The organism is Streptomyces sp. NPDC002076 (genome assembly GCF_053593835.1).
In genome coordinates this window covers 117,051-129,098 of record NZ_JBSFDI010000025.1, presented here as the reverse complement: position 1 = coordinate 129,098, position 12,048 = coordinate 117,051, and the positions used below count along the sequence as shown (strand labels likewise).

Annotated in this window: 9 protein-coding genes and 3 pseudogenes; 4 read left to right on the top strand and 8 right to left on the bottom strand. The window is 69.1% G+C overall.

Features of this window, described 5'->3' with window-relative positions; genetic code table 11:
* Positions 1-57: 57 nt before the first annotated feature.
* A pseudogene (locus ACWCQS_RS37895) lies at positions 58-1,090 on the bottom strand (IS110 family transposase); the annotation flags it as partial.
* 850 nt (positions 1,091-1,940) lie between these two features.
* Entirely contained in the window at positions 1,941-2,903 is a 963-nt protein-coding gene (locus ACWCQS_RS37890; RefSeq protein WP_451008697.1) for an alpha/beta hydrolase family protein, read from the bottom strand.
* A gap of 168 nt (positions 2,904-3,071) precedes the next feature.
* Between ACWCQS_RS37890 and ACWCQS_RS37885 the strand changes: the two genes are divergently transcribed.
* A complete protein-coding gene (locus tag ACWCQS_RS37885) occupies positions 3,072-3,668 on the top strand; it encodes a TetR/AcrR family transcriptional regulator (protein ID WP_451008696.1) in 597 nt (198 codons plus the stop codon).
* 483 nt (positions 3,669-4,151) lie between these two features.
* On the opposite strand, the gene ACWCQS_RS37880 is transcribed toward ACWCQS_RS37885, so the two are convergent.
* The gene (locus ACWCQS_RS37880; RefSeq protein WP_451008695.1) at positions 4,152-5,690 is read right to left on the bottom strand and encodes a sulfatase family protein; all 1,539 of its coding nucleotides are present in this window, start codon (positions 5,688-5,690) and stop codon (positions 4,152-4,154) included.
* A 448-nt stretch (positions 5,691-6,138) separates the two neighbouring features.
* On the opposite strand from ACWCQS_RS37880, the gene ACWCQS_RS37875 reads away from it, so the two are divergent.
* Positions 6,139-6,543: a PaaI family thioesterase gene (locus ACWCQS_RS37875; RefSeq protein ID WP_451008694.1), complete on the top strand. Its 405-nt coding sequence runs from the start codon at positions 6,139-6,141 to the stop codon at positions 6,541-6,543.
* Positions 6,536-7,213 carry a TetR/AcrR family transcriptional regulator gene (locus ACWCQS_RS37870; RefSeq protein ID WP_451008693.1) on the top strand — a complete coding sequence of 226 codons (678 nt, stop codon included), beginning with the start codon at positions 6,536-6,538 and terminating at the stop codon, positions 7,211-7,213. Before ACWCQS_RS37875 ends, ACWCQS_RS37870 begins: the two co-directional genes overlap by 8 nt.
* Positions 7,214-7,374: 161 nt before the next feature.
* Here the strand turns inward: ACWCQS_RS37870 and ACWCQS_RS37865 are convergent.
* The 5 genes and pseudogenes from ACWCQS_RS37865 to ACWCQS_RS37845 all read right to left on the bottom strand — a co-directional run.
* Positions 7,375-7,877: pseudogene (locus tag ACWCQS_RS37865) on the bottom strand (transposase); the annotation flags it as partial.
* Position 7,878: 1 nt separating this feature from the next.
* Positions 7,879-9,675 (bottom strand): annotated as a pseudogene (locus tag ACWCQS_RS37860) (heavy metal translocating P-type ATPase); the annotation flags it as partial.
* Positions 9,675-9,920: a hypothetical protein gene (locus ACWCQS_RS37855; protein ID WP_451008692.1), complete on the bottom strand. Its 246-nt coding sequence runs from the start codon at positions 9,918-9,920 to the stop codon at positions 9,675-9,677. The pseudogene ACWCQS_RS37860 and the gene ACWCQS_RS37855, both read right to left, overlap by 1 nt.
* Positions 9,921-10,109: 189 nt before the next feature.
* Complete coding sequence (locus ACWCQS_RS37850; RefSeq protein ID WP_451008691.1) at positions 10,110-10,850, bottom strand: YcnI family copper-binding membrane protein; 741 nt, start codon at positions 10,848-10,850, stop codon at positions 10,110-10,112.
* Positions 10,851-10,889: 39 nt separating this feature from the next.
* The gene (locus ACWCQS_RS37845; RefSeq protein WP_451008690.1) at positions 10,890-11,477 is read right to left on the bottom strand and encodes a hypothetical protein; all 588 of its coding nucleotides are present in this window, start codon (positions 11,475-11,477) and stop codon (positions 10,890-10,892) included.
* Positions 11,478-11,827: 350 nt separating this feature from the next.
* Here ACWCQS_RS37845 and ACWCQS_RS37840 point away from each other — a divergent pair, with 350 nt between their 5' ends.
* A complete protein-coding gene (locus tag ACWCQS_RS37840; protein ID WP_451008689.1) occupies positions 11,828-12,037 on the top strand; it encodes a hypothetical protein in 210 nt (69 codons plus the stop codon).
* The last annotated feature ends 11 nt before the right edge of the window (positions 12,038-12,048 follow it).

The window sequence follows — 12,048 nt, the reverse complement described above, 5'->3', positions numbered from 1 at the left end:
CACTCACCGGGGAGTCACGGCCCATGGGTTGGGCCGCAGCATCGATACTTCCCCAATGAGGCATCGGATGATCTCGCGTCGGGTCTTGCCCTCCTGGGTGCGGCGTTCGTAGTACGCCTGGGTGCGCGGGTCGTGGCGCAGGCGGGTGAACACGATGCGGTGCAGGGCCGTGTTCGCCTGCCGGTCGCCGCCGTGGTTGAGGCGGCGCGTGCTCCGTCGGCCGGAGGAGTATTCGATGGGGCTGACTCCGCAAAGGGCAGCAAAGGACGCCTCGGAGCACAGCCGCTCGGGATTGTCCCCCCATGGTGATCAGGAGAGTGACGGCACTGTCCGGGCCGATGCCCATCGGTACGAGCAGTTGCGGCGCGTGGCGTTCGACGAGCCGGGTCAGGCATTGGTTCAGCTCGTTGATCTGCCCGGTGAGCTGTTCGATGCGTTCGGCGAGCATGCGTAACGTCATGTGGGTGGCCTGGGCCACCGCGTCCTCGTCTCCCCCACCGTCGGGTGGGCTGAGGGTCGCGCAGGTGCGGAACAGCTCGGCATTGCCCAAGCTCGACAACCGTTCCCGCAGGGCGGGGTCGGCGATCACTAGGACGGCCTTGAGCTGGTTGATCGCCTGTGTGCGGGCCTTGACTGCGGAGTCCTTGGCGAGTTTGTAGATCCGGGCGCTGTGCACGGGTCCGTCGCCGGATTTGGCCTGGGCCCGGGTGCGACCGCTGAGCACGGCTCGCGCTGCGGCCTGCGCATCGAGCGGGTCCGACTTGCCGAGCAGACGGCGGGCCGTGCGGTCGGGCCGGTTCACTTCGAACACCTGGATCTGCTGGGTCAGCAGGTAGCGGGACAGGCCCGCGCCTAAGGTACCGGTGCCCTCCACACCGGCCCGGCGCACCGTCCCCCGCTTGCGGGCCCACACGAGAAGCTGCCGATAGCCGGCCGCCGTGGCCGGAAACGACGCGATGCCCAGGACCTTCCCCAGCGGGGAGATCACGGCGGCGACATGCACCTCGCCGTGCGTGTCCACGCCCAGTACGACCTCTTTCCGCACGGGAGGGTCCGTGCTCGAGGAGGTGCTGTGCTGTCTGGTCGTCATGGTGGTTCGCCTCCCGCGTGGTGACGTGCTGGTGGCACCGCCTGCTCGGGCGGTCTGAACCGTGATGGCGCCTGAACTCGGCAAGGCCCCTATTGGGACACGCCCTGTGGCTCGGTGGCAGGCAGCATCCCGCAACAGCAGCCGACAGGTCCGTGACTGGACACTTCGGTCATAGATTCTCACGAGTCAGACCCCCGCCCGGGACGGCACTGTGCAACCGTCCCATCGATCCCGGTACAGCGGTATGACTCGATCACTGCCGGATGACTTCGGCCGAACCGATGCTCAACCTGGCTGAGCGGGCTGACAAAGCGTTGACCCTCGTCCACTCCTGACCGGTATGGGCAGGGAGACGTCACGCAAGGAGGTGGTGCTCACCGGCTGCGGCAGCTGCCGCTCGTCCCCCGTGATCAGCACCCCGATGGCCAACTCACCGAAAGAGGACTCCTGGATCTGCTTCGACTGCGGATTGGCTCTGTTCACGTCTTCCGGTTCTGGCGCAACTTCTGTGGTGTCGAGCCGACTCTCAGTGCCCGAGGTCGGAGCACGCCGGGAACCGGCGGGTCAGCGGCTTGTTCTGACGCAGACACGAGCCGGGTCGGCGTAGCTCCCCAGAAGTTGTGCCAGAACCCTGGTTTGAGCAGCGTCCGCGGTGGGCTGCGATTCGAACAGTGCAGGAGTCTGGGCTGCGTCGCGGCAGCCGATGACGACTGAGGGGCCTGGTGCCGAGGCACTCACACCGTGGCGGCTTGCTGCCTGGACACCGTTCTTGAGTACCAGCCTGCTGACTGACTCCATGCGCCCGACGGCGCGGACCGTCCGAGGAGGAACGTGGCCGCGGGGCGGGGGCTTACTTGGATTCGACTCGTCCTATCGGATCGGGGTCGGTCGTCAGTGCCTCGCACTCGGCCTGCCACGTGGGGGCACTGGGGCGAAGCTGGGTGTGGAGGTAGGCCGCGGTGAGCCGGGCGAGGGCGGCGACTCGTTCGGGGTTCTCGTCGGTGGTCTCGGCGGCGTCGTATCCGGCGATCCCTCCGAGCCCGTGCTCCGCGCCGAACAGGGTGAGCAGGGTCTTGGGTCCGGGGGCGAGGGTGTAGGGGTCGGCGTGCCAGTCCGGCCCCATGTCCGTGAAGTGCCTGGAGTCGTCCTCGTCACCGGCGACGACCAGCGTGGGTGTGGTCATGGTGGAGAAGTCGATGGTCCGGAGGACCGGCAGCACGTCAGCCATCGGTCCGTTGAGGACGTCACCCCTACCGGGCGCGGCGAGCAGCACGCCCGCCTTGATCCGCGGTTCGAGAAGGCTCACCTCTCCCCCTTCGTCGGGGTCGGTGACCCGGGCACCGAGCAGGAGGCTGGAGGTGAAGCCGCCGAACGAGTGCCCGGCAACGGCGACCTTGGTGTGGTCGATCCGCCCGGAGAGCCACGGCACGGCCTTCTCGATCATGTCGATTCGATCGAGGATGTGCGACATGTCCTCGGAGCGCGAGCGCCAGAAGAAGGGCGCCCCGGGGGCGTCAGCGACCAGGTGGCTCAGCGCCCTGGAGCTGAGGTGGGTTGGCTGGATGACCACGAATCCGTGGGCGGCCCAGAGGTTGACGAGCGGCGCGTAGCCGTTGAGCGAGGAGAGGTTGTTCGAGTGGCCTTGGCCGTGAGAGAGGAGGACGACGGCAAGACCGGTTCCGCTCGCGGGTGCGGAGACGCGTACCTGGAGGTCCACGGGACGTCCGGGCACGGAGAGGACTACGGGGCTGAAGGACAAGACCGGGACGGGTGTGCCGAAGGTGTCGGCGCCGGTGACAGTGGATGTGCTCACGATGTGGGTTCCCTCTCGGTGGCACGTGCTGTCCGCCGGTCTCCTGCGACCGACGACGGACAAGGTGGTCAGGAGCATCCTGCTTCGACTAACCTGAAGCGGAGCATCGCTCCACTTATTATTCGGAGCGACGCTCCGCTTTGTCAATCGGTGGGGAAGGAGTGCGCGATGGTCACCGACACCCCTGCAGGGCAGTCGCCGTCCCGAGGCCAGCGGGCCGACGCACAGCGCAACCGGCAGACGGTGCTCACTGCCGCCGCCGAGGTGTTCGTCACCTCCGGCGTCGACGCGCCGATCCGCCAGATCGCGGCCCAGGCGGGCGTCGGGATGGGCACGATCTATCGCCACTTCCCGACCCGGGCGGATCTCGTCACGGCCGTCTACCGCCATCAGATCGAGGCATGCGCCGAGGCCGGCCCGAACCTGCTGGCCAGTGCCGAATCCCCGCTCGACGCACTGCGTCAGTGGATTGACCTGTTCGTCGACTTCCTCGTCACCAAGCATGGGCTCGCCGACGCCCTGCAGTCCGACCACGACCGCTTCGCCGCGCTGCACGCCTACTTCCTCGACCGACTGCTGCCCGTCTGCGCCCAACTGCTCGACGCTGCGGTCGAGGCCGGTGACATCAGGCCCGGTACGCAGCCGTATGAGTTGATGCGCGGCATCGGCAACCTCTGCATCGGACGCGACAACGACCCCCGCTACGACCCCCGGCGCTTGATCGCTCTCCTTCTCCAGGGGCTGCAGGGACCTCACGCGTCCTGATGCCGACGAGCGGCATCGCGACCGGGTCCCTCCGCGCTTCCATGCGATCCGGTGATCTGTTACCGCCTGTAGCGGAGGGGCTGTAACAGCGCCGTACGAGCGGGGCCTGGACGCAAGCCTTATCTGCGCCACAAGTTCAACCAGCAACCGCGCACAGAACCGCGCAGCGCCGACGAGGTACTTGGCCCGACCAGCCACCGCAGCGACGCGTCATCTGCCACCCGGAGCAGGGACTCCGGCTATGACGCCATAGGTTGAGTCCTGCCTGTGGGCGGCCAAGCATAGGAAGACTTCCACAGGATGCGCCGCCGGCCAGCGCCCATTGCTGACGGGACTGACGCCTCCGGAGCCGTGTGCGCAGGCTCAAATCGTGCCGGGGGCGGTTCGCATGAAGTGTGGAAGACCCCGCCACCCCTCAGGGCGCTGGATGCGGGGTCTTCGTATATCCGCAGCCGGATGCCGCCGCGCGCAGCCCGATGACGGCTACTGATGCAGCCGCGACGCGTCCCGGCAGGACTCGGAGCCCGAACAACGGGCGAGCGCGGTCAAGGTCTCGTGCAGGGCTTTCTCTTTCCCGTCACTCAGACTGCCTGCGAGATTCTTAAGCTCAGCGGGATCGGCCTGCGTGTCGTAATATTCGCGTTCCCCGTCCGCGTACTCGACCCAGAGACTGTCCGCGGTCCGAAGCGCCTCGTACGTCGGCGGATTGCCGCTGTCCTTCGGAGCCGCGTCGGGATCGCCCTTGGCAGTTCCGGGATGGTGATGCTCGACCAGAACGGACTCACGCCAGTCCTTCGGCGACGATCCGTGGAAGAGGTCGACAAGGCTGAGACCGTCCACGGCCGAGGGCGGCTTCAGCCCCGCGAGCTGCTGGAACGTCGGATTGAGATCGGTGTTCTGCACCAGCTGGGAGGCGGTCCGCCCCGCCGGCACATCCGGTCCTGTCACCATCATGGGGACGCGGATATCGGTGTCGAAAGCGGTCTGCTTGCCCGGCCGCAGCCGGTGCTCACCCATGTGGAAGCCGTTGTCCGAGCCGAAGACCAGATACGTGTCGTCCGCGAGCCCCTTCTCCTTCAGCACGTCCTCCAGGCGGCCGATCATCCGGTCGACGGCCTGAACCGAGCGGACCCGCTTGGCGAACTTGCGGTCGATCTGCGTCTTCTCCTTGTCGCTCAGGGGCTTGAGATCGGCCTGCCACTTCGGCGCCTGCGCGGGCAGCCGATCGTAGGCGGCGCTCCTGGGTGCCTTGAGCCCCGGGTAGCTGTTGGCGTCGCGGGGCGCGGGCGTGGAGGGCTCGTGCGGCGCGAAGGTGGCGAGTTCCAGCATGAACGGCTTGCTGTCCGCCGCCGAGGAACCGATGAAGGAGACCGCCTTGGCGGACACCACGTCGGTCAGGTAGTCCTGCGGGTCATGGCCGTAGTGGACGACCTTGCCGTTCTCGTTGAGGTCGTAGTTGAACTCGGGATACCCGTTGCCGGCCACGTCCCATTCGTTCCAGCCCGGAGGCACGTACGGGTGATCGGTGCCGCTGGTGTCCTTCGGCTGGTAGCCGTTGAGGTACTTGCCCATGAAGCCGGTGCGGTAGCCGGCCTTCTGAAGAGCCGGCGCGTAGCACTTCTTCTCGTCGCCGTTCTTCATGAAGGCGCCGTAGCCTCCGTCGTCCCCGTTGTTGGTGAAGACCCCGGTGTTGTGGGGGTACTGCCCCGTGAGTATCGAGGAACGCGAGGGGCAGCAGAGCGAGTCGGTGACGAAGTAGTTCGAGAACGTCGTCCCCTGCTTGCTCATCTGCTGAACGTGCGGCATATACCGCACGAGATTCCAGGAGAGGTCGTCGGTGAGTACATAAATGATGTTGGGCTTGCGGCCCTGTTCAGAACTCCCCGCCAACGAGGGTGCGGACGCCCCGACCGCCGCGCTCTTGCCGGGCGCTGCCGAGCACCCGACGAGCAGCGCGGCGGCCACGGCAACCCACAGCAGGACCTGCCCTGCCGCACTCCTACCTGGTGACGATCCGTGCATGCACTCTCAACTCCCACTAGTCTGCCGGTCGGTGGGCCAGTGAGAGTAAGAGCGCTTCTTGTGGCTTCCTTGTGCCGAAGGGCCCAGCTCATCAGCCGAGGTGCGCGTCCCACAGGCCCGGTGCCGAGGCCGTAGCGCCCGTCCACATGCATCGGTGCCGTGGCGGCCGGAGTCTGATGCTGTGGGCTTCCCGTCGACGTCGCGCTCGCCAAGCTCGTCCCGACCCTGCCGGCCGGGGCGAGCTGGCGGTACGAGATGAAGTTCGATGGTTCTCCAGACACTTGAAGTTGTCTCATCCGAGTGACAGCTCGGCGTCTTTCAGCACGCCTCCGATCGGCACCAGAAGACCGCACAGCCCTGCAGCCTCGCGCCACAGGCGTGGACGCGAACGGTGACGTCCACATAACATGTCGCCGTTAACTTAACGGCGACAACCTGAGGGGCCGCGATGACCATCACCGCACAAGACGTCTACACCTTGGCGCCGTTCGCCAGGACGCTCGGGATACGCTTCGGATCCCTCAAGGCCGACGCTGTCACCGCGCAACTCGCCTACACGCCCGAGCAGTCCACCGTCGGCGCCGCGATGCACGGCGGGGCACTGATGGGGCTGGCCGATGTAGCCGGCGCCGTGTGCGCCACGCTGAACGGGACCGCCGACACCGCCCCCGCGACCATGGAATCCACCACCCACTTCCTGCGGCCCGTACACGGCACCGGCGCCTTCGCGACCTCCCGCCCGCTGCACGTCGGCAAGTCAACGGTCGCCGTGGAAATCGACATCACGGATGACAAGGACCGGCTCTGCGCCCGCGTCACTCAACTCGTCGCCCTCCGGAGGCGCCATGACTAAGGGACCCGGCCAGACCACGGCCGACGGCCGCGCCAGCACAACCGAAGGCCGTCGGCGCAGTCGCGCCAAGCGAGGCCACGGCGGCCGACTGAGGGACGAACTCATCGAAGCGGCCGGCACGCTGCTCGACGACGCCGGCGAGGACGGCGTGACCATCCGTGCGGTGGCACAGGCTGTCGGGGTCAGCACCCCCTCGGTATACCTGCACTTCGACAACCGACTGGAACTGCTGCACACCGTGTGCCTCGGGGTCTGGGACGAGCTCGGCCGACGGATGCAGAGCATCAGCGCCCAGACCACCGACCCGTTCGCCGAACTCCACCAGCGCAGTGTCGCCTACATCAGGTTCGGGCTCGACCATCCCCTGCGCTACCGCCTGGTCGCGACCGGACCCGCGACAGCCGCCACTGAGCAGGTCGCCGACGCCTGCTTCCGATTCCTGCGGGAAACGGTGCAGCGATGCGCCGACGCCGGCGTGCTCCACGGCGATGTGACGGCGCTGACCCGGGCCATCTGCGCGTGCCTGCACGGTGCCGTCTCGCTGCTGATCCTCCAGCCGACCTCGAAATGGCCCGACGACATCCCCCAGTACGCAGACGATGCCGCCACCCTCGCCTGCCAAGGCGCCGCCGCCCTCTCACGCGCGCACCATGGCCGCTACGAAACGTGAACTGTTCTGCCCTGGGCAACGCTCCGCTTCGCCTCGCTGGCGTCCTCATCGGCCGACGGTTGGCGCAGCGGTCGGCGGCCGGCCTGCGCGGGGCGGAAAAAGGGCTGGTCCTCCATGCCCTTGCGGTAGTGCGCCTTGTACGGGACTTCCCAATGCTGATGTCAAGCCGCCTCCGCGACGGGGAGTGAAGGGTCGTAGCACTCTCTGTCGCGGAGCATCGCCCACAGAACGTTGACGCCTCGGCGGCGAGGGCTAGCAGAGCCTGCTTGTGTCCCTTTCCCTCGGTCCTCTTCTGCTGGTAGTACGCCTTGGACGCGGGGCAGGACTTGAGGCTGGCCATCGACGACAAGTACATGGTCCGCAGCAGGCCGCGGTGGTAGCGGCGAGGTCTGCGCAGGTTGCCGCTGACGCGGCCGGAGTCACGGGGCTGCGGGGCCAGACCGGCGAAGCCGGCCAGGCGGTCGGCACTGCCGAAGGCGTCCATGTTGCCGCCTGTCGCGGCAATGAACTCGGCGCCCAGCCTTGCCCCCATGCCGGGCAGACTGCGGATCACCTCGGCGTCCGGATGCTGCTGAAAACGGGTCTCGACCAGGGCATCTAGTTCGGTGATTTCGTCGTCGAGGGCCATCACCCCCTTCGCCAGGCGGACCACCATGCCAGCGGCCCTCGCGGTCACCGGTGGCGAGCACCGGCCGCACGCCGAGGCGCCGCAGCCGGTCCACGGCCCGGTAACTGCCGGGCCGCACCACGTCCCCGACCTCGATCAGGGCCTCGGCCACACCGTCCACCCGGACCAGGACGGGCGTGTGGGCGGCGGCCTCGGCCACCGACAGCGCGTCTGCCAGGGCGGTGGGCAACTCGCCGTCGGAGGCGAGGACTTCGACCAGCCGGCCCTCGACCAGGCCGCGCACGCCCCGCCCAGGCACGGCGGCGAACTCACTGACGCCCGGCAGCGTCCCCTCGGGGAGTTCCCTCCGGGCGTGGGAAGCGATCGCCCGGCCCAGGGGATGCTCCGAGCCGTGCTCCACGGCCCCGGCCAGTCGCAGGAGCGCCTCCTTGCCCAGTCCGTCGGGCACGACCGTGACCCGGGCGACCGTCATGTGGCCGGAGGTGAGCGTGCCTGTCTTGTCCAGGACGACCGTGTCGATGTGCTGGAGCCCCTCCAGCGCCCGGGGTCCGCTGACCAGGACGCCCAGTTGGGCACCGCGGCCGGTCGCGGCCATCAGCGCGGTCGGCGTGGCCAGGCCGAGCGCGCACGGGCAGGCCACGACGAGCACGGCCACGCACGCGGTGACGGCGGCCTGCGGGTCGGCCCCGGCACCGAGCCAGAAGCCGAGACAGGTGACGGCCAGCGTCAGCACGACGGGGACGAAGACGCCTGCCACCGTGTCGGCCAGCCGCTGCGCCCGCGCCTTGCCGGCCTGTGCCTCGGTGACCAGCCGGGTGATCCGGGCGAGCTGGGTGTCGGCACCGACGGCCGTGGCCTTCACCAGGAGCAGCCCGCCGGCGTTGACGGCGCCGCCGACCACCGCCGAACCCGGCCCGACCTCGACGGGCTCGCTCTCCCCGGTGACCAGGGACAGATCCACGGCCGAACTGCCCTCCACCACCTGCCCGTCGGTGGCCACCCGCTCCCCCGGCCGCACGACGAAGATCTGTCCTGCTCTCAACCGCTCGATGGCAATGAGCAGTTCCGCGCCGCCTTCCCGAACCGTCACCTCTTTGGCGGCGAGTTGAGCCAGTGACCTGAGCGCCGCGCCGGTCCCGCGCCGGGCCCGCGTCTCCAGGAACCGCCCCGCCAGGACGAACAGCGGTACACCGACGGCCGCTTCGAGATAGACGTGCGCCGCGCCGTCCGAAGCCGAGGGCACCAGAGTGAACGGCATCCACATGCCGGGCTCCCCGGCACCGCCGAGGAAGAGCGCGTAGGCGGACCAGGAGAAGGACGCAGCCACACCGAGCGACACCAGGGTGTCCATGGTCGCCGCCGCATGCCGAAGCCCACGCGCAGCACGCACATGGAAGGGCAACGCGCCCCAGACGGCGACCGGCGCAGCCAGCGCGAAGCACAGCCACTGCCAGTTGCGGAACTGCAGCGCCGGCACCATCGAAAGCAGGAGCACGGGCACCGCGAGCAGCGCGGTGATCAGCAGCCGGTCCCGCTCCTGGCGAGCTTCCTCGGGCTCGCCCGCGTCCTCGCCCTCGCGCGTCTCGGGCTGCTTGGGCGGTTCGGGCAGGGCAACCGTGTAGCCGGCCTTCTCGACGGCGGCGGCGAGTTCCTCGGGACTGATCCGCGGCGGGTGGCTCACACGGGCCCGTCCGGTGGCCAGATTGACCGTCGCCGTGACCCCGTCCAGCGTGCCGAGCTTCTTCTCGACGCGCCTCACACAGGCCGCGCACGTCATGCCGCCGACGGTCAGGTCGGTCGTCACCAGGTCGACGGCGACCGGTTCCCCGCCCATCAGCGGCCACCCCCGTGCATGTCCCCCATGTCGTCCGTGCCGCCTCCCCCGCCGGAATCGCCGTCCCCCCGGCTCGTGCCGGTGCCGTGCATGCCGGGCGCGACGGGCCCTGCGGCGACGCCGACGGCGTACGACACCGCAAACATCAGCGCCAGGAGGAGAAGGAATCCGCACAGGGCGGGCGGAGGCACGAGCTTCCGCAACACCGCACCCGCGCCGGAGGAGATTTGCCGGGACTTGTCCATCAACCGCGTCTCCAGATCACGTCGTACGGCGTCGGTCGGATCGCGCCGTACTGCATCAGGAGTCGGGGCCGCCGGGGGTCGAGTTCCGGAACAAAGTTGTGGTCCGCGTCACGTGAGGGACAACTGTGCCGGGAGTCGCGGCGACGAAACGCTGCCCTGCCGACGGCTACCGTCGACAGGGCCGGTGCGCTACTCCGCCCGGGAGCCGGCGGAACGGCCGCGCACGACGGCAAAGCCCGCGGCCGCGAGGCCCAGCACGCCGACGATCAGCCCGGCGATGCCGAGGCCGCGGGCGGTCGAGTCGCTGGCCGAGGCGGTCGACTTGGCGCTGTCGGAGCCCTTCGAACCCGCCGGCGAGGCGGTCGCGGTGCCACCGCCGTCCTCCGTGCCCTTGGCGGTGAGCTTGAGCACGGGCGCCGGGTTCTCCGGCTCCTGGCCGCCCTGTGCCTCCTCGATCCAGCGGACGATCTTGCCGTCGGAGTACGTCTGCAGGGTCTTGAAGGTCAGCTGGTCGGTGTCGCCGGGCAACTGGCCGAAGGCGACATTGAAGTCCTCGTACTGGCCCGGCGCGATCTTTCCGCCGCTGAAGGTGATCTCGGAGACGGCGTCGGTGATGGTGCCGTCGTCGGTCTTGACGGGCGTCTTGAGCTTGGTGTTGGTGACCTGGGCGGTCCAGCCGTCCTGCGGGTGGACCAGCACGCCGAGGACGGGGTGGTCGGTGGGCAGGAAGACCTGGACCTTGGTGGTGCCGACGCTGTCCTCCTCGTTGGGGACACGGAAGGTCAGCACGCCGTCGGTCGCGCCCTTGGCGTAGCTGTCGGGGTGGACGGTGACGTGCGCCGAGGCCACGCCCGCGGCAGCGAGAAGTCCGGCGGCGGTCAGGGCCGTGACGGCGCCGGCGCGGCGCAGGGTGGTGCGGGTCCTGGACATGAGGTGAGGGATCTCCGTACGGAAGAAGGGATGTCGGGTTCAGATCGCGTACGACATCCCGGGCGGCGGCCCCCGTCGGTGAACGGTGTACCTCAGCCGTACCTGCCGCAACGCCCACGGCTCACCGGCGGCCCGACGCACAAGCCCTGGCCCGGTCGGCGCGCTCCACGCCCCGCCGGCCACCTGCCACCAGGCGGCAAGCCCCGGCACGAACGCGACCGCCCACCGCAGCAGCGACCACAGTGCCACCTCACCACGCCGCAGCCACCAGGTCAGCAGCAGAGCCGCCCCGGCATGCGCGGCGGTGGCGTGCGGTGTCAGTGCATGGGGCGGTTGGACCATCCGCATGCCGTGCATGACCATCACGGCGCGATGGGGCTCGGCGGCGTGGAAGACAAGGTGCAACCCGCCCTGGGCAGCCAGAGTCCCCGTGCCGATGGCGGCCAGCGACCGCTCACGGCCACCCAGCAGACAGCCGACCGCGAAGACCGGCACGCACCCAGCGGCCTGCACCCACACCGACGGCGCCATGCCCGTGGCCATGGCATGCCCTCCGGCAGCGAGCAGCACGCACAGCACGGCGAACACCGCCGCGCGCACGCTCCGCACCGCCAGGGACACACTCACGGCACCTGATGCTGCCACGCGCCCAAAGGATCTCTCCCCCGGCCCAGGCACACGCATCACCACCCACGGACTCATACCTGGTCGACCTGCCCCCTCCTTACGAGTCGGACGCGAGTGCCGTTCAGTTCCCAGCCACCATGGCGAAATCGAAGCACCGATAGCACTCCAGGGAGCAGGGGCGCACACCCGCCGCCTCCACGCCCCCTGCACACGACGGGGTCGCGCGTCCGCCGCATCCGCGACGGGTATCCCCGGGGCAGTCCCCCGCGGCCACCCACCGGTCCGTCCGTTCCGTCCGTTCCGTCCGGACGCCGGAGTGCCGCAACCCCATCCCACGGAGGTGGATCAGCATGACCGACACCAGCGGGCTGGAACCCGTCGCCACGTTCTGCGGCAACTGCAACTGCGGCTGTCCCCAGCTGTTCGTCGACCCGGGCGCCCCCACCGACCGCCGCATCGTCCTGACCGACGACTTCGGCCAGCAGGTCCGGATGAGCGCCGACCAGTTCTCCTCGATCGTCGCCGACGCCAAGGCAGGCAAGCTGGACGGCATCGCCTGACCGACCGTCGC